A 24260-nucleotide genomic window follows, 5' to 3' on the forward strand; every position below is an offset into this window, starting at 1 on the left:
AAAAATACAAATCATTACATAGACATATACAGACAGCATTTTATAACAGAAATGCAATGATAATAAATATATCAATATACATCTTTACCCAAACATAGTTTTATTGTGTAATCCTGCGGCAACATTTTGTTGCCGGGTTTAACACAACATCAAATGGATAAAAAATGAACAATATCAATAACACAACAATGGCAGGTCCATGGTCAAGACTTGAACTATGGAAGAAAATCCTGCTCGGCATGATTTTAGGTGTCATTGTCGGCGCGTTCATGGGACCACAAGCCGAACTTTTGAAACCGATCGGAACTCTGTTTATTAACGCAATAAAAATGCTCATCGTTCCTCTGGTCTTCTGCTCTCTGGTTGTCGGGATCACATCAATGAAAGATACCCGCAAAATGGGACGGATCGGATTCAAGTCAATTGTATTGTATTTAGGGACAACCGCCGTCGCGATTTCAATCGGTTTGGTACTGGCAGCAATCGTTGCCCCGGGAGAAGGATTGCATATGGTTGCTTCTAACCCGGATGCTATCGGTAAAGACGCACCGCCGCTAATTCAGACACTGCTGAACATTATCCCGAAAAACCCTGTTGGCGCCCTTGCTGCCGGTAACATTCTGCAAATCATCATTTTCGCACTGGGGCTTGGGGTTTCACTGGCAATGATCGGAGAAAAAGGGGAACCGGCAGTAAAAGTCTTCGAAAGCCTGGCTGAAGCCATGTATAAACTGACGGCACTCATCATGAAGTTTGCACCTTACGGCGTATTCGGCCTGATGGCCTGGGTTGCCGGGGTTTACGGGATCGACGTCCTGCTGCCGTTGATCAAAGTGATTGCTACCGTTTATGTCGGTGCATTACTGCATGTCCTGATCTTCTACACGGGCACGCTCGCGATTCTGGGACGTCTGAATCCGATCCGTTATCTGAAAAGCCTGACCAATCCGGCGGCAGTTGCTTTCACAACCACCAGCAGCTCCGGTACTCTGCCTGCAACAATCAAAGCATCTCAGGAAGAACTCGGCGTTTCAAAAAGTGTTTCCAGTTTTGTCCTGCCGCTGGGTGCAACAATTAACATGGATGGTACAGCACTTTATCAGGGCGTTTGTGCGTTGTTCATTGCTCAGGCATTCGGTATCGACCTGACAAGCGCGGACTATCTGACAATTATCCTGACAGCAACACTGGCATCGGTAGGAACCGCCGGAGTCCCGGGTGCAGGATTAATCATGCTTTCTCTGGTTCTGACCACCGTCGGTCTGCCAATTGAAGGTCTGGCAATTGTTGCAGGTATTGACCGCATTCTGGATATGGCCCGTACAACGATTAATGTTTGCGGTGACATGATGGTTGCTGTTCTGGTCGCAAAGAGTGAAAACGAACTGGATACCGAAATTTATTCAAGATCTTAATCTCTTCCCAATTGACAATACCCCGGACACTTCCGGGGTATTTTTTCTGATGTTTCCTGAAAATCAGCTTTTTCCCTGAACATAGACTGTAATCATTATTTAATGCTTTACATATCTGTACATATCATTTACATAATTTTAATATTGCAATCGGATGCATCTACATCTGAACACATATTCGAAATATAATTTTTCAATTTTGTGAGATATCTATTGGCGGACTTCTATAATTATTTATATCAGCAAGAAACTCAGATGCTGATGTCATTGGTGCGTGTTATTAACCATATTAATATTAAGGGTTTTTTCTTATGTTTACGAGCCGACAGTTAAAATCTGATTTACAAAAAACACAACAACAATTACATACTTTACAGGGAACGGCAGAATCTGTTGAGAGACATGTTGCTGTCATTGAGTTCAATGTTGACGGCACCATTGTGAATATCAATGATATTCTCCTGAATACATTAGGATATAAAAAAGAAGAAATCCTCGGTCATCACCACTCCATGCTCTGTTTTGATGATTACAGTCGCAGTAGCGAGTACTCCCAGTTCTGGAAAAGTATCGCAGCAGGCCATTCACAACACGGGACATTCAGACGAAAAAATAAAAGCGGTCAGGACGTCTGGCTAGAAGCAACCTACTTTCCGATCACCATTGACAACAAGGTGGTCCGGGTAATGAAAATTGCCAATGACGTCACTGATAAGTATGAACTTAGTCAGTCCAGAGAGAGCATTCTGGACGCGTTGAATCGTTCTCTGGCTATCATCGAGTTTCAACCCGACGGACACATCATCAGTGCCAATAAAAACTTTCTGCATACCATGGGATACACTCAGGAACAGCTCAAGGGAAAACATCATCGTATGTTCTGTGATGAAGCATTTATCCGGAATAACCCAAATTTCTGGCAGGAATTGAGTCAGGGCCAGTTTAAGTCCGGAAAGTTTCTGCGCATAGCAAGCCACGGTGAACATGTCTGGCTGGAAGCAACCTATAACCCGATTATGGATGCCAAAGGTAAAGTCACAAAAGTGATTAAATTCGCTTCTGATATTACCCAGCAGGAAAGACGTAACATCGCAATTGCCGAATCGACCGATTTAGCCTTCAGCACAGCGGTAGAAACATCTCAAATCGCTAAACAGGGTGCAGACCAGCTTGATGAGGCTGTCGAAGTATCGAAAAGAATTACTCATCAGGTTCAGGAAACTTCAGAGAAAATCCAGTCTCTGAATGATAAATCGAAAAGTATCGAAGAGATTGTCGATACCATTCGCGGAATTGCTGAACAAACCAACCTTCTCGCCCTCAATGCAGCAATTGAGGCCGCTCGTGCCGGAGAACAGGGACGCGGCTTTGCCGTCGTTGCCGATGAAGTTCGTAAACTGGCTTCCCGGACAGCACAATCGACGGAAGAAATAGCCAATGTCGTGCATGAAACCCATCAACTGATGCTGTCTGCAACTTCAGCCATGTCTGAAGTAAATCAGATTGCCGGAGAAGGTATGAATAAAATATCCCAGGTCGCAACTGTCATCGATGAAATTTATCGGGGAGCAGAGAACATTTCCCGTTCCGTCAGTGAGTTAAACGAAAAACTTTAACCTGTGTATAAATTCGGTTCTTCAGGATGTACCTTCTGTCACCTCCACTTAGGGAGGTGACATTCCTCCGGAGAATCTATTTCAGTTCACCGTATCTCTCCAGAAACAGAACCGTCGCTGCCGTTCGGGAAGGAACACAGAGTTTTCTCAGCAAACTTTTCATATGAACCTTAACTGTCGACTCCGAAATAAAAAGACGATCAGCAATCTGCTTATTACGAAACCCTTTCGCAACTTCTCCCAGAATCTGAAGCTCACGCTCTGTCAGCATATCAAACCGATTGACCTGATCCTTATTCTCCCGCAGATGCCTGACCACAAAATCACTGTAGACTTTATTCCCCCGGACAGCTTCCTTCATCAGTTCTACCAGTTCATCCGGCTCGGTGTCTTTCAGTAAATAACCATCGGCACCAGCTTTGACCAGCGCTTCAATATCCGCGGCACTGTCAGAGACAGTCAGAATCACAATGATTGCCTGAGACTCATCGGCTCTGAGCGCTTTGAGGGTGTCTAGTCCGGACATCCCTTTCATATTCAGATCCAGCAGAATCAAATCTGGTTCAAGCTCATGTGCCAAAGCCACCGCCTCAGTTCCGTTACCGGCTTCGCCAATTACCTCGAATTCTTCCTCAAAACTTAATAATTGCGCGATCCCTTTACGCATCAGCGGGTGATCATCAACCAAGATTACTTTATACATTGCTTATGATAGTTCCTGTGTTTTTTGATAAACCAGAGTCACCGTACAACCGGCGTCTGGTGTAGATTCGACCGACAATTCTCCACCCAATCGGGACGCCCGCTCCCGCATAATTGTCATGCCGTAATGGTTCAGCTCAGCTTCCTGACGGTTAAAACCAATACCATCATCACTGACAGTCACAACAATCTGTGTCTCATTTTCACGGCAAAGAATTTCGATTCTGCTGGCCTGAGCATGTTTGATCGCATTGAGTGTTGCCTCCCGGATCAGCTGCAACAGGTGAACCTGCTGATGCGCATCCAGAGCCAGAGACGAAAGGACGTTCTCCAGAGAAATAGTGACTTCTGTGTGTTCTCCCAGTTGCTGTACCATACCTTCCAGCGCCTGTGCAAAATTACCTTCTTTAATTGTAAGACGAAAAGTAGTCAGAAGTTCCCGCAACTGTGTATAAGCACTGCTCAGGGCATTATCGATATCGGTAATGACAGCCTCAACCTGAGCCGTCGCCTGCTGCTCAATATTTTGTTTTAAAATACATTGGGCCAAAGTTCTCTTTAACAGGACAACCTGAATCTTCAGATAAGAGAGTGACTGAGCCAACGAATCATGTAGCTCACGGGCAATTGTCGCCCGTTCTTCCATCAACAGCAGTTGCTCGGCCTGTCGCTGAGAGCGATTGAAAAAAACAGCCCGGGCAAGTATCTGAGAGAAATTTTCCACCAGCGTCTGATCCGGACTGGGCAAGGTATATTCCAGATATAAGCAACCAAGGTGCTGCTGATCAAGCTCCATTGGCAACATGTGCAGGTTTTCTTGTCCGATACTGCCTTCCTGAAGCGTCCAGCTGATTTCATCTTCCCCTCCGACTTCCAGGCGGACAGCTTTGATTCCGTCAATACTTTTGATATGTTTTAAAATCGCCTGAAAATTTTCTCGGGTGATTCTGGAAGCCGTCAGCTCCTGTGAAGAATCATAAAGCACCTTCAAAGAGTGATTCGCATACTGAAGTTTTCGGGTTTTTTCATCAACAGCCTGTTCTAATCCCCGGTAGAGTTTCCCCAAATCCTGAGCCATATGATTGAATGTCCGGGTCAGAATTCCCATTTCACTCTGACTGCCGGAACTCAGCACGACGTCGAAATTGCGGTTCTGAATCCGGCGACTTGCAACCAGCAACGCTTTCAATGGCTTCACGACTTCCCTGCGGATAAAGCGCACCACATAAACCGAAATCAGCAGAATACCGCCTAATCCGAGAGCACCAACCCAGGCCAGATCGATCAGTTTCCGTTCAGAGTAACGTTGCAGAAGAAAGACGAAATGATCAATCTGTGCGACAAAACTTGCGACCTGATTCAGATATTCTTCAGCATGATCGGACTGAAGAATCGCTTTCAGCGTTTGCCAGCGTAAAATAATCTGTTGGTAACTATGCTGAATTTCTTCCGGAACAAACCGACTGCGTAACGCCGACATCGATGGTGCATGAATCGATGCTTCAAAATTTTCAATATGTTGCACGTACTGTCCTGAATGACTCTGAATATCATAAGCCAGACGGTAACTTTGCATCCGCATCGAGCCCGAAACATTCACCGCCTCAGCATCATTCAGCGACCAGGCTAATGTCACAATAGCAATGCTGGTCGTCACCACAGAAAGCAGCAGGATAAGCAACATGGCTTTTGCTATGGTTCCGGTAACTGATCCTGCTCCGGTAACTGATTTTTCCGCGTGATTGACCAACCTGACTTCCTCCGTGTCGTATCTATTTGATCATGTTCAACAAAGTTGTAATTGCTATTTATTAAGAATACATCATTTCGGATAAATATAACGAATTAGCCCAACAGCGCCCGGATAATGTCTTTCTCTATATCGTCCATACGCCACAAATAATAAACTTATAAATAAGGATTAGTTACACCCAGAACATGAAGCAACTCACAACTCCCGTGAATGACTAGTTGATCTAAAACAAGATTCCCCCCCATTTACCCCCTTGGTAGTATTTCAGTCCGCAGCCCGACACCTACAATTGATGGAAATAATAATTTCCGAATATTTCCAGCTTGCTGTGAATCAATGCTGAGCATTAATGGGTGGTACGAGTGATCGATCGGACAAGACGACATTTATTTCATCGGACGACACCACAGGAGCAACCACCTGCCTTGCCCTGGATTCAGGATTTAACCGCATTTTTCGAACACTGCGTCCGTTGCAGTCAGTGTATTGATGCCTGTGAAACTCAGATTATTGTTCATGGTGACGGTGGCTTTCCTCAGGTCGACTTCCACACCGGAGAATGTACGTTTTGCTATCAATGTGCAGCAGCCTGCCCGGAGAAGTTATTTCTCCCGGAAACCGCCTCTCCCTGGAATGCCAAAGCCACTGTCAGTGCCAAGTGTCTGGCACAACAAAATGTTGAGTGCAGAAGTTGCCATGACAGCTGTGAACCGGCTGCGATTCAGTTCCGGCTTCAGCCGGGTAAAGTCGCCCAGCCGCAAATCAATCCGGAATTATGTAACGGATGTGGTGCCTGTGTTGCCGGGTGCCCGACTCAGGCGATCACCGTCTGCCACCAAACACAGGATGTCATTCAGGATGCAATGTAACGAGGTCCATATTTCAAGTCTGGTTGTGCATGCCGTCCCGGATGCACTGCCAACGATTAAGCCACAGATTACCGTACTTCCCGGAGCTGAAATCTACGGGGAGAGCGAAGAAGGAAAGCTGGTGGTCGTGCTGGAAAGCACCCATCAGGGATTTATTACTGACACCATTGATGTCATTCACCAGATGCATGGCGTCTTGGGTGTGGCATTGGTTTACCACCAAATTGATTCGGAAGATGCCGACGAAACAGACACGGGCGTTTCCATTCATGAGACTGAGGGCGATGTATGAGCATTACAAGAAGAGCATTTTTAAAGGCCAATGCAGCAGCCTCGGCAGCCGCCGTTGCCGGAGTAACACTGCCGACATCGGCAACCAATCTGATTGCAAGTTCAGATCAAAGCAAAATTCACTGGGATAAAGCCCCGTGTCGCTTCTGTGGTACAGGCTGTTCGGTACTGGTCGGCACTCAGGATGATCGGATTGTTGCGACTCAGGGTGATCCGCTGGCTCCGGTCAATAAAGGTCTCAACTGTATCAAGGGATATTTCCTGTCAAAAATCATGTACGGTCAGGATCGTCTGACTCAACCGTTACTCAGAATGAAAGACGGGCAATTTCACAAAGACGGAGAATTCACGCCGGTCTCCTGGGACACCGCTTTTGATGTCATGGCCGAGAAGTGGAAAGCGGCTTTGAAAAAACGCGGACCAACTTCAGTCGGGATGTTTGGCTCAGGCCAGTGGACTGTGATGGAAGGTTACGCTGCCGTAAAACTGATGAAAGCCGGTTTCCGTTCCAATAACATCGATCCAAACGCCCGTCACTGTATGGCGTCTGCTGTCGGTGGATTCATGCGGACCTTCGGGATTGATGAACCGATGGGTTGTTATGATGATTTTGAAAATGCCGATGTGTTTGTCCTGTGGGGTTCGAACATGGCAGAAATGCACCCGGTATTGTGGACCCGGGTCACTGACCGTCGGCTGAGTTTCCCTCATGTAAAAGTAAACGTCCTCTCAACTTATCAGCACCGCTGCTTCGAGCTGGCAGACCACGGTTATATTTTCCATCCGCAAACCGATCTGGCAATTGCCAACTTTATTGCCAACTACATTATCCAAAACGATGCGGTGAACTGGGATTTCGTGAAGAAACACACCCACTTCATGCAAGCCACCACAGATATCGGCTATGGTCTGCGTGACGATAATCCGATCCAGAAAAAAGCCAAAAATCCGAACTCAGGTAAGATGACACCGATTGACTTTGAAGCATACAAAGCCTCGGTTGCCCCATACACTCTGGAAAAGACTGAGGAACTTTCCGGAGTTCCGGCTGAAAAACTCCTCATCCTTGCGAAGCAGTACGCCGATCCAAATGTGAAAATTATGTCACTCTGGACTATGGGAATGAACCAGCATACCCGGGGCGTGTGGATGAACAGTCTCATCTATAATCTACATCTTCTGACCGGGAAAATAGCCACTCCCGGTAACAGTCCCTTCTCCCTGACCGGTCAGCCATCGGCCTGCGGAACCGCCCGTGAAGTCGGTACATTTGCCCATCGTCTGCCTGCGGATATGGTGGTTGCCAACCCGAAACACCGAGCCATTGCAGAAAAAATCTGGAAACTGCCGGAAGGAACGATTCCGCCTAAACCCGGTTTTCATGCCGTGCTTCAGGATCGTATGCTCAAAGACGGCAAACTGAATGCCTACTGGCTGCAATGTAACAACAACATGCAGGCCGGACCGAACCTGAATACCGAGCGCCTGCCCGGTTTCCGTAATCCGGAGAATTTCATTGTGGTCTCCGACCCTTATCCGACAGTGTCCGCACAAGCCGCTGATCTGATTCTGCCGACAGCGATGTGGGTTGAAAAAGAAGGGGCTTACGGAAATGCAGAAAGACGGACTCAGGCCTGGTATCAGCAAGTCACGCCGGTTGGCGATGCCAAATCTGATTCCTGGCAGGTGATGGAGTTTTCCAAACGCTTCAAAATGGAAGAAGTCTGGCCGGAAGAACTACTGGCAAAAATGCCGGAGTACCGCGGAAAAACGTTGTTTGAAGTCCTGTTCAAAAATGGGCAGGTCGATCAGTTCCCGCTCTCCGAAGCTAAAGAACTCAACGATGATGCACACCACTTCGGTTTCTACGTCCAGAAAGGTTTATTCGAAGAATATGCCAGCTTTGGCCGGGGACACGGTCACGATCTGGCACCCTATGACACCTATCATCAGGTCCGTGGCCTGAGATGGCCGGTGGTGAACGGTAAAGAAACCCTGTGGCGCTTTAAAGAAGGTTCAGACCCTTATGCCAAACCAGGCACTGACTGGGATTTCTATGGCAAACCGGATGGCAAGGCGCTGATTATTTCTGCACCTTACGAAGCGCCACCGGAAATGCCGGATAAAGAGTTTGATATGTGGCTGTGTAGTGGCCGGGTTCTTGAGCACTGGCACACCGGCACTATGACCCGTCGGGTTCCTGAACTTTACAAAGCCGTTCCGGATGCACTCTGCTTTATCCATCCGGCAGATGCGAAAGCTCGTGGATTACGCCGCGGCGATGAAGTCGTGATTGCCAACAAACGCGGAGAAATCAGAGCCAGAGTTGAGACCAGAGGCCGCAACAAACCACCTCAGGGACTGGTGTTTGTCCCATTTTTTGACGCACGCATTCTGGTGAACAAGTTGATTCTCGATGCGACAGATCCGCTATCCAAACAGACAGATTTCAAAAAATGTCCGGTCAAAATCACCAAAGCGGTATGAGAACACAGCGAGCAGATGCAAAAGCCAGCAGCAGTTTATGTCGGAGAATAATGATGAGCAAAAAAATAATCACCCTAGTTGCAGCCGGTCTCTTACTCAGTGGGATCGTCTATGCAAAATTTGACAACCCCGGCGGTATCGGAGGTTTAGAGTCTCTGAGAGGCATCACCGAAATTGAAGATACCCGTCCGGCGGATGAAATGAAAAAGTACCCGAAAGAGCAGGTACTCGGTAGTGACTATATTTATCAGCCACCACTGATTCCACACAGTATTCGTAACTATGAGGTGTCACTGAACGCCAACAAATGCCTGTCCTGCCATAGCTGGAAAAACGCAGAAGAAATGAAAGCGACTAAAATCAGCGTCACCCATTTCGTCAACCGGGAAGATGCAGTACTGGCTGATGTTTCGCCACGGCGTTATTTCTGTCTCCAGTGTCACGTTCCTCAGGCCAGTGCAGAAGCACTCGTCGAAAATGAGTTTAAACGTGTGGATTCTCTCCGTTAGTGCCAGGGCCGGAAATGAGGTTAATTATGAAACTACTAAAAGCCTTTTGGCAGCGACTGGCTTCTCCAAGTAAAGCAGCCGTCGGCGTTGTTCTGTTCATGGGGTTCATCGGTGGATTGCTCTTCTGGGGTGCATTCAATACAGGCATGGAGGCGACTAACACTGAAGAGTTCTGTGCCGGATGCCACGCGCCAATCGTGGCAGAGATTCAGGACACGATCCATTATTCAAACCGTTCCGGCGTACGGGCAATCTGTTCAGATTGTCATGTTCCGCACGCATGGACCGATAAAATCGTCCGGAAAGTACAGGCATCGAAAGAGCTGTTGTTCCACTTTATGGGAACGATCGATACGCCTGAAAAGTTTCAGGCCCGAAGGGCACATCTGGCCGAACGGGAGTGGGCACGACTTCAGAAAAACGATTCGCTCGAATGCCGGAACTGTCACCAGTTCGAATACATGGACTTTTCTGAACAAAGTTCGATCAGCGCCCGGCAACACTCGACTGCTCTGGCATCCGGAGAAAAAACCTGTGTGGACTGCCATAAAGGGATCGCTCATAAACTGCCGGACATGAAAGGTGTCGAAGGCTGGCAATGATCAAAAGAAGGAATAGACCATGAGTACACTAGAATCCATCATCTGGCATATTCTGGGCTACAGCGCCATGCCGGTGATTATTCTGTCCGGATTTATCGCTGTTGCCATCATCTCGGTTTGGGTGCTTTCAGTAACGAAGGACAAGCAATAAGCCACGTTCCCCTCAACTGATGCCTCCCCAGTCATCAGTAAACTTAAGGAGAGACATTCGTCTCTCCTTATCATTCATCACACCTACCTGCTTATCAAAAAACCTATGACCTACCCGACAATTTGCACTGCTCCTTATTGAGTCATTGCATTGACTGAGCTAAAACAGACGTAGATACAATTTGCTTACGGGCATGTAACTGGTAAAGCAGGCAGGACCCAGAGTGCTGAGTTTATAAATAAGCTCAGCACTCTGGGTCTTTTTGTTTTTAAAGAGATCACAGGTGGTATGCGATGGACTATCAAACAATTGCTGAGGATATCCTTCAATATATTGGAGGGAAAGAAAACATTTCCTTTCTGACCCATTGTTCAACCCGGCTCAGATTCACCTTAGTCGATAATCAGAAACCCGATTATTCACAGATAGAAAAAATCCCCGGAGTCATTGGACTACGGCGGACCGGACAGTGTCAGATCATTATCGGGAATGAGGTGATCGAAGTTTACAATGCATTAAGCGTATTGATTGGGGAACTGCCGGAAAGCAGAGATGAACCAGCTCAGCAACGCTGGTCGGCCCGGTTGATCGATTTTATCATCGGAATATTTCAGCCATTGATCCCGGCAGTTGCCGGCGGCGGGATATTAAAATCACTACTTCTGCTTTTAATCACGCTGGGCTGGCTGGAAAAAGGCTCAACGGTTCATGTCATTTTTGATGCGATCGGTAGCGCTCCACTCTATTTCCTGCCGATCTTAGTCGCAATTACAACCGCCAATAAACTCAGAGTCAATGTCTTAGTTGCCGTTTCCGCCGTCGGCGCGTTACTCATTCCGGGAATGACTAAGATTCTTGCCGATGGAGCCGTTGTCTTTGAGCTCTCACTGAAAAATATTCCCTATGCTTATCAGGTCTTCCCTGCCATTCTGACGGTGCTGTTTTACTCCCGGATGGAGCACTGGATTACCCGTTACGCTCCGAAATCTGTCCGGGTATTCTTTGTTCCGCTGGTCTGTCTGACTGTCACCGTACCGGTCACATTACTGGTTCTCGGTCCGTTGGGATATAACCTGGGAATTGGTATGTCTGCCGTGATACTAACTATTTTTAATCAGTTAGGTTTTGTCGCTTTGGGACTACTGGCGGCGATTCTGCCGTTTATGATTGCAACCGGAATGCACAAAGCCATGATTCCCTATGCGGTAAATGCGATGACCCAGTTCGGAAAAGAAGTCCTCTATTTACCGGCATCACTGGCGCATAATATTGCTGAATCCGGCGCCAGCTTTGCCGTTGCACTGAAAACCAAAGATATCGGACTGCGTTCAACCGCAATATCAGCTGGTATTTCAGCCCTGTTCGGCATCACAGAACCCGCAATTTACGGCGTAACCCTGCTCCATAAGCCGGTACTATACAGTGTAATGCTTGGTGGCGCGGTCGGAGGCGCATTTATCGGTCTTTGTGCTATCGAGAGTTTTGCGTTGGTTGGTCCCGGCTTAGCCAGTATTACGATGTTCGCCTCTCCCGAAAACCCGATGAATCTGGTCTACGCACTGATTGCAATTCCGGTTTCATTCTTTACCGCATTTATTGCTGTGCTCATTTTATGGCGTGAACAACAATCACCGTCGGCTACACAGACCATCACACCAAGAGACAATGGGGAACATAAATCCTTCCCGGTGCATGCCCCGGTTTCAGGAAAAATCATTCCGCTTGAATCCGTTAATGATGATGTTTTCTCCGCCAAACTGATCGGTGACGGAATCGCCGTGATTCCGGATGATAATGTCTTGTATGCCCCCGTCAGTGGTGAAATTGTCAGTGTCTATAACACCGGGCATGCAATCAGTATGGTGGCCGAGAACGGCCTCGAACTGATGTTCCACATCGGGATTGATACGGTGAAACTTGAAGGTAAACACTTCAAAGCACAGGTAAATACCGGTGATCAAGTTTACGCAGGACAGCCGCTGGTTATATTTGAGCGGGAAGCAATCGCTGAACAAGGCTTTGATACGGTGGTGGTGTGTATTATCGCGAATGCCCATCAGTATCAGATCCAGTCGATTGAGAACAACCAGCAGGTCAGACAGCAGGATATTATTATGATGATAGAGGAGTTGGCATATGAACAATGAACATGTATTTCCGGAAAACTTTCTCTGGGGAGGCGCACTGGCCGCTAATCAGGTGGAAGGAGCCTGGAATCAGGGAGGTAAAGGCCTTTCTGTGGCCGATGTTGCCGTGTATAAAAAAGATGTTGACGTCAAAGACTATGCCGCCCACGCGGCAATTACATCGGCGTCGGTTGAACAGGCCATGCAAGACCCTAGTGATACACACTATCCCAAGCGCCGGGGCATTGATTTTTACCATCGCTATGCAGAAGATATCGCACTCTTTGCAGAAATGGGATTTAAAGCTCTGCGGATTTCAATTGCCTGGTCCCGGCTGTTTCCGACCGGAGAAGAGCAGGAAGCCAATGAAGAAGGTGTACAATTCTACATCCGGGTCTTTGAAGAATTAAAAAAACATCACATTGAACCCATCGTGACGTTGTCTCACTATGAAATGCCGCTGGCATTATCACTCAAGTACAATGGCTGGGTGGAACGAACAGTGATCGATCATTTTGTCCGTTTCAGCCGGGTCTGTTTTGAACGGTTCAAACCTTATGTGAAATACTGGCTGACCTTCAATGAAATCGACAGTATTTTCCGCCACCCTTTTACAACCGCCGGTATCATTCCCGATCGTTGTCCGGAAAATCAACAGCAAACGATCTATCAGGCATTACACCATCAGTTTGTTGCGTCTGCGCTGGTCACTCGCGACTGCCACGACATTATTCCCGGCAGTCAGGTTGGTTGTATGCTGACCAAACTGACAACCTATCCTCACACCTGCCATCCGCAGGATGTTGAGAAGACACTGATAAAAAATCTGATGAATCTTTTCTATTCAGATGTTCAGGTATTCGGGGAATATCCAGCGCTGGTTCAGAAACAGTGGCAAAAAGAAAGTATCCACATTGAAATGCAGCCGCACGATCTGGATATTCTGAAGGCTCACACCGTCGATTTCATTTCGTTCAGTTACTATATGTCGCTGACGGAATCGGCCAGTGACGGAATGGAAATGGCTGCTGGTAACACCATTTTAGGCGTGAAAAACCCCTACTTGCCTTCAACAGACTGGGGATGGCAGATTGATCCGGTCGGTCTGAAAGTGTCATTACTCGAACTTTACGACCGTTACAAAAAACCATTAATGATTGTTGAAAATGGGATGGGTGCCAAAGATGAAGTAGTTGACGGAAAAATCCATGACCCATATCGTATCGATTACTTCAAAGCACATTTCGAGCAGATGAAGGCTGCGGTTGCACTGGGTGTTGATTTAATTGGCTACACCAGTTGGGGACCAATCGATCTGGTCAGTGCCGGTACTTCTCAGATGTCAAAACGCTATGGATTCATTTACGTTGATCAGGATGATGAAGGCCACGGCACACTGGAACGGATCAGGAAAGACTCGTTTTACTGGTATCAGGATATTATAAAAACCAACGGCGCATCTCTGTAGTAGATTAGTGAGGGATTTGGCTATTGATAAACAGGTGGAATCAGTGCTGACAATCACAAAGACTCTCAATTCGAGTGTCGTATTGGTCGAGCAAAACGGTCAACCGATGATCGTACTGGGAAAAGGCATTGGCTACGGCAAAAAACCGGGGACACGCATCCGGTACGATGATGTCAGTCAGGTATTTATGCCGGTCGATAACCTTTATATCAGACAAATGCTCGATAGCATTGATTCCATTCCTGCACGCTATTTTGAACTGACGCAGGAGATCGTCTCACATGCCGAGCAAAAGATAGGGCAATCACTGAATCACACCATTTATTTTGCTTTGACCGATCATCTGCACTTTGCCGTTGAACGGTTTCAAAACGACATTACCCTGACCAACCGGGTTCTCTGGGAAATCAAAACATTTTACCGGACTGAGTTCGAAATCGGTGAATTCGCTCTTGCCTTACTGGAAGAACATCTTGGAGTTCTCCTGCCAGAGCAGGAAGCGGCCAATGTAGCTTTCCACCTGATCAATGCACAAAGCAGTGACAGTAACGAAACCGACGGCGCAAAATATGCCCATCTGGTCGGAAAAATTATCAATATCGTCCGCTATACGATCGGCAACGACATTGCAACAGACGACATTCACTACACCCGGTTTATCACTCATGTGAAGTTCTTCGTCGCCCGCTTTTTCTCCGGGAAAATGCTACCGGACGATGAAGACTCATTATTTGAGCACTTTCAGCGCAAATACCCCAAGGCTATCAGTTGTGCACAAAAAATCCGTACATACATCAGAGAAACCTATCAGCAGGAAATATCTGACGAAGAGATCACCTATCTCGCCGTACATATTTACCGGTTACTGCAAACGGAGACTTAGGGGCTGTGATACCAAGAATATCAATCAGTTCTTGGTGCGGTTGTAACCATACTTTCTCAACAGCTGATCAAATTCATCAGAATCGCTGGCTTGCAGCTTATCCAGAATATCGGTAGCTTTTTCTTTAATTCGCTGTTTTTTCGCCTGTTTAATCTCATCGATTCTCTTTTGCTGCTGTTCGAGTGCGTCCAGAGCATTCTCATAATTTTCCTGAGACTCTTCGTCTAATTCTGTTAATTCACCCATTTTTGCGAGAGAAAGGACAACTTTGGTAAGCAGGCTAAGCTGTGTTCCGTATGAACCCACTTTACTGAATATTTCCCGCTCAAGTTCGCTGTCACCACTTTCTGTATCGATGAATGTGAAGAAATCCGGCTCTACTTTCTGGTTAACATCCCCGCTCAACGGGAAATGGAAATTTGATTGTAACCAAGGGAACATGTCAGCCTCCTTATTTTCACATCATTCCTGTTTCCATCAACGTCTCATGTAAACGGCTTGATCACTGACAAGATCAGAATATTGACTTCTCATATAGATGGGCTTAAACCCATAAAAAAAGCGTAGTATAGGAATGACAATCACCACAATAAGAACACTTAATTATGAATCTCATATCATAAAATTCAGTAAATTCTCTGATAAACATCAAATACCATCACAATATCAGTTCAATTTTTTCGAATAGGTTCTGCAAAGTTTCCTACTTATCTATCTTTTTCACATCACTAGAATAGCCCCCGTCAACGCGATTCAATTACACAAGGAATTATTTTATGTCTCATGTTCTCGCTCTGAAATCCAGTATTCTTGGTGAATATTCTCAGTCAGGCAAACTGCTTGATGCGTACCTGGAAAAATTCAATGGTGCAGAGATAACTCTCCGTGATCTGGCTGCCAATCCACTGCCTGTACTCGATTTCTCGGTTGCCACAGCTCTGCGTTCTGCTGAAGGCCTGAGTGAAGAACAACAAGCCATTGTCAATCTTTCCGACCAGCTGATTGCTGAAATCAAAGCTGCCGATACCATTGTTATTGCAGCCCCGATGTACAACTTCACCATTCCGACTCAGTTGAAAAACTGGTTCGATCTGATTGCCCGTGCCGGTGTCACATTCCAGTACACCGAAGCTGGCGTTCAGGGCCTGATTGAAAACAAGAAAGTTATAGTAATCACAACACGCGGTGGCATTCATTTGGGTGGGGCAACCGACAACGTTACCCCATACCTGAAAACAATTCTGGGCTTTATCGGCATTACTGATGTTGAATTTGCTTATGCTGAAGCACTGAATATGGGTGATGAACCCGCAGCTCAGGGAATTGCAACGGCCAAAGGTCAACTGGAAGCTATTGCAGTTTAATCTCCCAGACGTTTATTTCCCGATAAACAAACAGCGCCAGCTTCACCGGCGCTGTTTGTTTGTCTGTTTATCAGAATCCCGGAAAACTCATTTTTCCGTCTGAAGTATCAGGCGGAGCGCTTGGGTATAATATTCCCCCTGAGAACCGGCCCGTTTGAGATACTCATTCAATTTAACTTTTGCTTCTTCAGGCTTATTGAGTTTCAGCAGGGTTTCGCCCCAAGAATAATAAAAGTCATCTTCCATTTCAATATTCAGCCCTTCCAGTAATCTGGCATAGAAAACTGCTTCCAGATAATTTTCGTTCTTCAAAGCATCCGAATAGGCAATCAGGTATTTGTCTCTTTTTAGCGATAAACCAAGCTCAGCATCACGATTTTCTGCGACTTCAAGCTTTTGCTCGGTTTCAGCAATCATCTGTTTTTGCAGATACTCATCCCGGTATTTCTGAATCATCTCCGGAGTAACCAGATTCTTTTGCATACGGGCAATATCGTAGGCATCCTGATCTTCACCGTTACGGTGATCCGGTGATAAACCGTAATCCAGTAACACGGTCACAACATTGGGTTTATTGCTCCAGATAGCCAGTAATAAAGCATTCCAGCCATAATTGTTGGTCTGTCCCAGATTAGCGCCAGAATCAACCAATAGCTGTATAGTTTCCATATCACCGTCATATCTTGCTGCTGCCAGCAACGGTGTCCAGCCATCACTGGAGGCCTGATCAACATCAGCTCCGGCCGCGATCAGCTTGGTTACCAGATCGTTGTATCCACCTTCCGCAGCATAATAAAGCGGTGTCCGCTGATAATTGTTTTTATCAGAGACATTCGGATCCGAACCTTTCTGTAACATCAGTTCTACCTTTTGGACGTCATGATGGCGGATCGCTGTAATCAGCTTCGGCTGCGTCGCACAACCGGCGAACATCAATGACAAGAGAATCAAACAGGGTCGAGAGAAATAAAAAGCGAGTTTATTCATAGTCCGAACCTTTAAAAGATTGCTGTTTCACTCAGTGGCTTAAGAAATAGCCAGACCCTTTAATATTAGCAGATGATTCAGACTCGTTACGCTACAGTCTCAGTTAGAAAGTACAGTCTCAGGTAGGTAGAAAGAAAGTGGAAGAAGGAACATCCGGCAAAACCCGATCAGGATTAGCCGGAATCAGTCCAGGGCAGCCGGACATGCCAAGAGTCCGCGAACAAAATAAAGGAACTAAGCAGGATAAACCAGATGACCAAAGCCATTTTCTGTCAGCGCAGTTTCCATCATGGCAATCACCTGACGGCTGGTTTCAGCACGCAACACATCAGAGCATCGTTTGCCATCCAGAATCAGCGCCGAAACGTGTTCAGTCTCATACTCAAATCCCCCGCCTCCCGCAGGTGTGGTGATTTGAGAGGTTTTCCCCTGATAAACAATATCGATCGTTTTCGGATTCCACCACTTATCATGAATCACAATCTCAAGTTCCGGCCCCAGAATAGTGGCTTCCCGTTGTAGATCCCGACTAATCGAGGCGGCAATCTTTCCTTCGAGAGCTCCGGTAAAATGGAATTCGACATGATCATCCACTTTGGACTCAGCGTAATCCTGAATATATTTCACCGCAGGTTTGTGCAGTGGTGTCTGGGTTAACTGACATAGATCCGCGTATAACCATAATGCGTATACGCCAACATCCAGCGTTGCTCCGCCGGATAAATCCGGATCGAAGATACGCAGCCGGGAATCAAACCCATGTCGGCCACCGAAAGCCGCTTCAACCGAATGGATCGTAACCTGATTCTGTTGGATAAACTGCCGCAACACCTGATACGCAGGAAACGCAACCGACTTCATTGCTTCCACTAACAAAACCCCCTGCTGTCTGGCAAGTGAAGTCATTTCATCCCAGTCCCGAAGGTTGGTAAAAGCAGGCTTTTCAACCAGTACATGTTTGCCGTGACGGAGAAACAACTCGGTCATATGACGATGAAACGGATGAAGTGTGGCGATATACACCGCATCAACATTCGGGTCAGCAGCCAGTGCCTGATATGAGTCGTAATAATGCGGACAGGCGTATTCTCCGGCAAATTGAGCCGCACGTGGTAAATCTCTTGCTGCCACGGCATACAACTCACCATTTTGCACATAATGCGTCAAATCCGCAGCAAAGCGATGGGCGATGTTTCCCAGTCCGGCAATCCCCCAGCGTACTTTATGATTTTCCATGTTGTGTTCCACTATAACATGTCGGTAATACCATCAGGATAAAACGGGATATTACCATTAAGGAGATCATCTTCATCAAACCAGCGGACAATAAATCGTTCCCCATTGACCTCGATTCCGGGGATTTCATCCTGCTGATAAAAAGACTCATCTTTTAATTCGGCTTCATAGACAAAAACAATTTCGTGGCCGGCAGTTCCGCTGAACGTAAAAATATTTTCACTGATTCCCAGTAATCGCAGATTACCGATTTCCGCACCAATTTCTTCGAAGGTTTCTCTCCGGGCGGCATCGGTTGACTTCTCACCGAATTCAATCCCGCCACCAACCGGAATCACATATTTCTCATCTTTGATCGGATCGTATCCTTCCGCTAACAAAATTCGGTGATCACGTCGGAACAGGCAGACAGCTTTAGCTCGGATATGCGGCATAAGAAAGTTCTCATATAACAGAAGCAGTTACACAAAAGCCTATTCAATCCGGCGCAGAGAATCAACTTTTATTCCCTGAATAAAAAAACAAAAAGCGCCCCACCCAGGGCACTTTTGATTGACTAAAGTTTTATGGCTGACCTGCTATGCAAATCAAGTAATTACCGTTAGAAAGAACTCTGTCCCCAGTCAGCAACCGGCTCAAGATAAAAAATCTGATTATCGTTCTGGCTATTGCATGGCCAGATCTGCCACTGATTACCCGAAGCAGTGGAACCATCGGAAACATCCATACAGTAGGCATAGTTTTTATCCCTATTCAGGAACTGACCTGACGAGGAAACCGCCCACTTTTCAGAGTTTCCACCATCGCAATCCCACAGATGCATTTTATCACCGGCATCGGCAGAACCCGTATTAAAATCCACACAATACTTATTATTTCCTTTCGGTCTTAACTGCCCCTCAGCCGTATAAACAAACTGTTGGTTATCCTGATCCGTACAGAGTTCCTGACGAAGATCGCTACCATTATTATATCGGGAGCCTTCTACAGCCAGACACTGATCCTGATCAACGGCTATTTTCGGATGAATTTTAAAGTAACCGGGTAAACTTCTTCTTTCACCAACCAACAGTATCTGCGGCTGTTTACCTTTGGTCCAGTCCGGTGTTTGCGCAACGTTGTCAATATCCCAGCCAATAGCAGATACACCATGAGCCAAAGCAATCCAGGTCGCCGCATAATCGGTGTTTTTAAAATCTCCGGCAGTACTCCATAAATGCATCAACTGCTTATACTCATTCGCCCGATTGGCTGTGATTTGGTAGTGATCACCCGCAGCAACATTGCCACAGAAGAAACGTTTCGAGTGTTCATCTGAAATCGAATCGATCGCTCCGGAGAACTCATTGGGATCTGCTGCATCAATATCAGGACACAGAAAAGTACTCTGAGTAGAACCCATTAATGTCATTGCCGTTTCCATACGGTCATTAACATCACCGACATGTCCGCCTGTCAGCACAATAATCGCTTTCCCTTTCATCGATGCTACATTCGGCCAGCCTACTGCTTTCAACCGGGCCCGATAGTCCGGTGAATAATTAGTACCTAAATGTGCCAGTAAATCCTGATAAGTGAAAAAACGACTGCCTAATTTGTTAGTCAGATAATTAGAAATAAACTGATCTAACAGCACAACTTCATCAGACTTCCATGCATTTAGCGGATCCCAGCTTGATTTCATATCGACGAAAATAACTAATGGCAAATCATCCGTATGTACGTTCATCCAATTAACGATATCATCCAGACAATCTCCCAGACGATCATTATCAGGAGCACTACAGTTGACATTGCCCGGATTCATATCATGGCTTACAGAAGGACCTTTGGCGTTATTCTCCCAATTTCCCCGGTCAATCACATCCAGCTCCACAGAACGATACCCGGCATCAAGCCAGCCGATGAGAGAATCCCCATGCTGGTAGGTATTATGCGGCTGAATATAATACAGTTGATCAAATCTCAGACTATCCTGAGGTAAGCCAGCCTTAAATATAGGTTTCATAATCACTGCATAGGCAGAATTCATCTGCAAACCGAGAAGCACCGAAGATAAACAGAATAACCACTTACAAATAATACTAATACTTTTCATATTAAAAATCACTATATTGTCATTTGTAGAATTATTTATATTTCATAAAAACTGTTTTTTCAAAAAATATTTATATTTAAAATTAGCCGTGAGAAATAAAACAAAAACCAATTAAAATACAAATAGATATATTATTTAATATTGTTATTAAAATTAATAAGAATATAATTCACTATATAAATAAATATTATGTGAAATCCATACTTTTCTTGAATATATTTATTGATACTGGGTATACACAGCTTAGAATCCTAAGCAAATAACCAGCATCAAAAAGCAAGACACGTTCAGATAAATCCTTTGACATCAGTGTAAGTCAAAGAGTGTTATTCGTTTCGGAATAACACTCTTTGAGAATGAACTTCTACTACAAAATGTTTTTAGGGACAATTCGCCGGATTTTAACGCCAAAACGCTTAGATAAATTCACAGTATGATCAGGGTTAAAGTCCTCACTGATTCGCCAGGCATTGTCTGGCTCCATTTCCAGAAGGATATTTGCTTTAACTTGTTGGGTTATCTGAGGTGAATAAATGACGGTAATACATTCGGTATTCAGGTTTTTACTGCGTGGGTCAAAGTTATAAGAACCGATTACTGTAATTTTATCGTCTACCGTCATTGTCTTCGCATGTAAGCCAAAAATAGGAACAATGGGCAATTTCTTAAACATATGATCCGTCATCACACGATGTCGTATTTTTGCATCGGGTTTGAATTCATAGATATTAACCCCAGTGCTTAATAACGCATTCCTGTCTCTCTGGTAACCACTGAAAGCTTCAAGATTGTCATTAGATGCAAGGCTGTTGGTCAATATATTAATTTCAACACCTCTATCCACCAAAGATTTTAAAAATGCCCGGTCAGATGCCGTTGTAACCAGATAAGGTGTCTGAATAGTGATAGATTTCTGAGCAGCATCGGCTAATTCGACTAACTTATCCTGTGTCATACCGCCACCACCTAAAAAGTGTTGGCCGTCATTTTTCCCGGGCTTATCGGAAACATACTCAACCTTATCCAGCCACAAAAAGCTCCCTTCCTGAGCAAGGTGTTCAAACGTTTCCGGCACTTTTTCAATTTCAGCCCGTATTTCCTGATTAAAGTTTTGAGGGTCACAGGCATATGAATGTAATCTTGTGAACTCCGGGTTATGATCGTAAGGATTATCCTCAAGTAATTCTTCTACAGGGACACTCAGATCACTTTGCCAGAACTCTTTAAATGAAGAAGTGATGTCTGAGACCACTTTCCCTGCTAGAAAAACATCCCGGTCACGAAAATTATAGGTGTGGTCGAAACCAAAATATTCATCGGCTATATTCCGCCCACCGGTAATTGCAAGCTGGTTGTCAACAATAAAAACCTTATTGTGCATTCTTTGATTCAATTTATGAAAATTAAACACAACCGTGGCAAATTTATCAATGATGTTTTTGCCGATATTCGCATTAGGGTTATATATCTTAATATCAATATTATCATGAGCAGCTAACATCAGTAATTCATCACCTTTAGCCTGCACCATAATATCATCGACCAACACTCTGACTTTAACACCACGTTCAGCAGCCCGGACAAGATAATCAGTTGCGATTAAGCCAATGTTATCTACTGAGAAAATAAAATATTGAATATCAATCGATTTTTCTGCTCTTTCAGCCAGCCATGCACGAGACATCATTGCTTCAGCACCCTGCTCCAACACATATGTTCCCGTCTGATGCTTCATCTTCTCACGGTATGGCTTAAGGTATTCGGTTAACGTTTCAGTCTTAACATGAGAGGTATTCAAACAATAATTTGCATCCGATAGCGGTACGCTATCCGGAGTTGAACTACAGCCGATAGTTAAAAGCAAAAAAATTAGCAACGTTGTTTTTATCGCAAAAGTATTGATGGTATTCATGTTGAGAGTGTCTGATACAGAACAGATTGATATCAGTAACATACAAAAAACACCATACGATGTCACGTTGTTAAACCACATTATCAACCAATCCCAGCCAATGAGAATGAGATCTTCCGTATTGGTATCGATTGCCGTGATCACCTGATCGATTTCAAAAAATTCTCCATTACTGTCCATAACAACAGGTTACGTACTTCATCGGCGACGACAATAAAGTAAATAAATGCTCTAAGTTGAAAAACTAGATGTTATTGATAGATGAATTAAATGCTGGAGGGTTATTTCATGTGAATCACATATTACCCACTGAAAATCATTACTGGTGGCGTATTCGCAGCATCATGATCGCATGATCGGCCCCGTATCTTTCCAATGGCGCCGTCACCTGATTATTTTGTATTGCACAGATCTGTACATCATTAACATGCCCATTAGGAACCAGTGCATAATCCAAGCAACTTGTATTTCGGGTATATTTATATAACACATTATTAAAATTGCTTCGCAATGCGAGAATAGAATGTGTCCCTTGGATTGAATAGCCACCGAGTCAGTAGACACTAGTTAGTCTTCTCTCATATTGCTTCTCATACTCTACAGGTGACAATTGATTATTGGAACCATGCCTGCGCTTCACGTTGTAGAACATCTCTATGTATTCAAAGATATCCATGCGAGCATCTCCCCGTGTGGAGTAGATTTTGCGTTTGATTCTTTCTCTTTTCAGTAGCTGGAAAAAGCTTTCTGCCACAGCATTATCGTGACAATTACCTCGACGGCTCATACTGGCTTCTAGTCCATGTTGCTTTAAGAACTTGTTCCAGTCGTGACTTGTATACTGGCTACCTTGATCGGAATGTACAAGTACCTTTTGGATTGGAGAACGTCGCCATATAGCCATTAAAAGCGCATCCAAAACCAACTCTTTAGTTATTCGACTTTTCATCGACCAGCCAATCACTCTTCTAGAAAAAAGATCAACAACAACGGCAAGATACAACCAACCTTCATGTGTTTTTATATAGGTAATATCGGTTACCCATGATTGATTTGGAGCCGTTGGATTGAACTCTCTGGCTAATTTGTTTGCCGAAATGACATGCTCAGTACCCGCTTTAGCTCTGGGTTTACGATATCCGCGTTGTGACTGTAAGCCTTCTCGCTTCATCAAGCGATACACTTGATTGATCCCACAGGATTCACCTTCATCTCGTAGGTCACTGTATATCTTTCGATAGCCATAAACCCCGCCTGATTCCAACCAAAACTGTTTGATAAGCCCGAGAAGATATTTACGCCGTTTCTCTTGTTTGCTGTCAGGGTGTTTTAACCAGGCATAATAACCACTGGGATGAACCCCAAGGATTTTACACATCCGTCGAACAGGCCAAATAGACTGATTGGCTTTGATGAAGGCGTACCTCAGTCGGACTGGCTTGCGAAGTACACCGCGGCTTTTTTTAGTATATCCCGCTCTTCGGTGACTCTTTGCAGTTCTTTTCGAAGCCTGCGAATTTCGGCACTTTCATCAGATTGAGCTTGGTGTTGGGAGGAGTCGGGACCGTAGCGCTTCACCCAAGCATAAAGGCTGTGGGTAGTCGTCCCTAAGCGGTTGGCAACATCAGCCACACTATGACCTTTTTCCGTGACCTGTTTTACCGCTTCAATTTTAAATTCTTCTGGATATCTTTTGCTGCTCATAAGCACCTCTCTGTTAGTCATTTTGTCTAACTAAAAGGTGTCTATCAAGTCGGTGGCTATTCAGTCATATGTCATTCCTGTTTTCTA

21 protein-coding genes are annotated in these 24260 nt (G+C 45.3%); 12 read left to right on the forward strand and 9 right to left on the reverse strand.

Annotated elements, in window-relative coordinates; genetic code table 11:
- Positions 1–164: 164 nt before the first annotated feature.
- A complete protein-coding gene (locus tag OCU74_RS20075; protein WP_087482210.1) occupies positions 165–1415 on the forward strand; it encodes a dicarboxylate/amino acid:cation symporter in 1251 nt (416 codons plus the stop codon).
- Between the two features lie 311 nt (positions 1416–1726).
- Positions 1727–3031 (forward strand): methyl-accepting chemotaxis protein, encoded by a 1305-nt coding sequence (locus tag OCU74_RS22060; protein ID WP_087482211.1) that lies wholly within the window; start codon positions 1727–1729, stop codon positions 3029–3031.
- A gap of 76 nt (positions 3032–3107) precedes the next feature.
- On the opposite strand, the gene OCU74_RS20090 is transcribed toward OCU74_RS22060, so the two are convergent.
- Together OCU74_RS20090 and narQ are read right to left on the reverse strand one after the other, a co-directional pair.
- Complete coding sequence (locus tag OCU74_RS20090; RefSeq protein ID WP_087482212.1) at positions 3108–3734, reverse strand: response regulator; 627 nt, start codon at positions 3732–3734, stop codon at positions 3108–3110.
- A gap of 3 nt (positions 3735–3737) precedes the next feature.
- A complete protein-coding gene (gene narQ, locus OCU74_RS20095; RefSeq protein ID WP_261856172.1) occupies positions 3738–5483 on the reverse strand; it encodes a nitrate/nitrite two-component system sensor histidine kinase NarQ in 1746 nt (581 codons plus the stop codon).
- Between the two features lie 365 nt (positions 5484–5848).
- On the opposite strand from narQ, the gene napF reads away from it, so the two are divergent.
- From napF to OCU74_RS20140, 9 genes are all read left to right on the forward strand, one after another.
- Complete coding sequence (gene napF, locus OCU74_RS20100; RefSeq protein ID WP_087482213.1) at positions 5849–6355, forward strand: ferredoxin-type protein NapF; 507 nt, start codon at positions 5849–5851, stop codon at positions 6353–6355.
- The gene (locus OCU74_RS20105; protein ID WP_087482214.1) at positions 6345–6647 is read left to right on the forward strand and encodes a chaperone NapD; all 303 of its coding nucleotides are present in this window, start codon (positions 6345–6347) and stop codon (positions 6645–6647) included. The genes napF and OCU74_RS20105 overlap by 11 nt, the downstream gene beginning before the upstream one ends.
- Positions 6644–9133, forward strand: coding sequence for a periplasmic nitrate reductase subunit alpha (napA, locus tag OCU74_RS20110; protein WP_087482215.1), 2490 nt, complete (start codon positions 6644–6646; stop codon positions 9131–9133). The genes OCU74_RS20105 and napA overlap by 4 nt, the downstream gene beginning before the upstream one ends.
- A 53-nt stretch (positions 9134–9186) precedes the next feature.
- On the forward strand, positions 9187–9642 hold the full coding sequence (locus OCU74_RS20115) for a nitrate reductase cytochrome c-type subunit (protein ID WP_087482216.1): 456 nt from the start codon (positions 9187–9189) through the stop codon (positions 9640–9642).
- Positions 9643–9668: 26 nt separating this feature from the next.
- Positions 9669–10244 (forward strand): NapC/NirT family cytochrome c, encoded by a 576-nt coding sequence (locus tag OCU74_RS20120; RefSeq protein WP_087482217.1) that lies wholly within the window; start codon positions 9669–9671, stop codon positions 10242–10244.
- Between the two features lie 19 nt (positions 10245–10263).
- Positions 10264–10395 (forward strand): TIGR02808 family protein, encoded by a 132-nt coding sequence (locus OCU74_RS20125; protein ID WP_087482218.1) that lies wholly within the window; start codon positions 10264–10266, stop codon positions 10393–10395.
- Positions 10396–10688: 293 nt separating this feature from the next.
- Positions 10689–12542, forward strand: coding sequence for a beta-glucoside-specific PTS transporter subunit IIABC (locus tag OCU74_RS20130; RefSeq protein ID WP_087482219.1), 1854 nt, complete (start codon positions 10689–10691; stop codon positions 12540–12542).
- On the forward strand, positions 12532–13989 hold the full coding sequence (locus OCU74_RS20135; protein ID WP_087482220.1) for a glycoside hydrolase family 1 protein: 1458 nt from the start codon (positions 12532–12534) through the stop codon (positions 13987–13989). The genes OCU74_RS20130 and OCU74_RS20135 overlap by 11 nt, the downstream gene beginning before the upstream one ends.
- A gap of 43 nt (positions 13990–14032) precedes the next feature.
- Positions 14033–14872, forward strand: coding sequence for a PRD domain-containing protein (locus tag OCU74_RS20140; RefSeq protein ID WP_200807771.1), 840 nt, complete (start codon positions 14033–14035; stop codon positions 14870–14872).
- 24 nt (positions 14873–14896) lie between these two features.
- Here the strand turns inward: OCU74_RS20140 and OCU74_RS20145 are convergent, their stop codons facing one another.
- Positions 14897–15313, reverse strand: coding sequence for a hypothetical protein (locus OCU74_RS20145; protein WP_087482221.1), 417 nt, complete (start codon positions 15311–15313; stop codon positions 14897–14899).
- A gap of 335 nt (positions 15314–15648) precedes the next feature.
- On the opposite strand from OCU74_RS20145, the gene OCU74_RS20150 reads away from it, so the two are divergent.
- Positions 15649–16236: an FMN-dependent NADH-azoreductase gene (locus OCU74_RS20150; RefSeq protein WP_087482222.1), complete on the forward strand. Its 588-nt coding sequence runs from the start codon at positions 15649–15651 to the stop codon at positions 16234–16236.
- An 87-nt stretch (positions 16237–16323) separates the two neighbouring features.
- Here OCU74_RS20150 and OCU74_RS20155 read toward each other — a convergent pair whose 3' ends face one another.
- From OCU74_RS20155 to OCU74_RS20180, 6 genes are all read right to left on the reverse strand, one after another.
- Positions 16324–17223 carry an ankyrin repeat domain-containing protein gene (locus OCU74_RS20155; RefSeq protein ID WP_087482223.1) on the reverse strand — a complete coding sequence of 300 codons (900 nt, stop codon included), beginning with the start codon at positions 17221–17223 and terminating at the stop codon, positions 16324–16326.
- A gap of 234 nt (positions 17224–17457) precedes the next feature.
- Positions 17458–18459 (reverse strand): Gfo/Idh/MocA family protein, encoded by a 1002-nt coding sequence (locus OCU74_RS20160; protein WP_087482224.1) that lies wholly within the window; start codon positions 18457–18459, stop codon positions 17458–17460.
- Between the two features lie 11 nt (positions 18460–18470).
- Positions 18471–18893, reverse strand: a complete 423-nt coding sequence (locus tag OCU74_RS20165) for an NUDIX hydrolase (protein ID WP_087482225.1) — start codon at positions 18891–18893, stop codon at positions 18471–18473.
- A 167-nt stretch (positions 18894–19060) separates the two neighbouring features.
- Positions 19061–20467: a ricin-type beta-trefoil lectin domain protein gene (locus tag OCU74_RS20170; protein ID WP_200807772.1), complete on the reverse strand. Its 1407-nt coding sequence runs from the start codon at positions 20465–20467 to the stop codon at positions 19061–19063.
- Between the two features lie 457 nt (positions 20468–20924).
- Positions 20925–22511: a phospholipase D-like domain-containing protein gene (locus OCU74_RS20175; RefSeq protein WP_261856173.1), complete on the reverse strand. Its 1587-nt coding sequence runs from the start codon at positions 22509–22511 to the stop codon at positions 20925–20927.
- A gap of 511 nt (positions 22512–23022) precedes the next feature.
- A protein-coding gene (locus OCU74_RS20180) for an IS3 family transposase (protein ID WP_087483081.1) occupies positions 23023–24173 on the reverse strand; the annotation gives its coding sequence in 2 pieces (ribosomal slippage) (positions 23023–23936 and positions 23936–24173; 1152 coding nt in all).
- Between the last annotated feature and the right edge of the window lie 87 nt (positions 24174–24260).

This window comes from Vibrio mangrovi (genome assembly GCF_024346955.1).
GTDB lineage: Bacteria > Pseudomonadota > Gammaproteobacteria > Enterobacterales > Vibrionaceae > Vibrio > Vibrio mangrovi.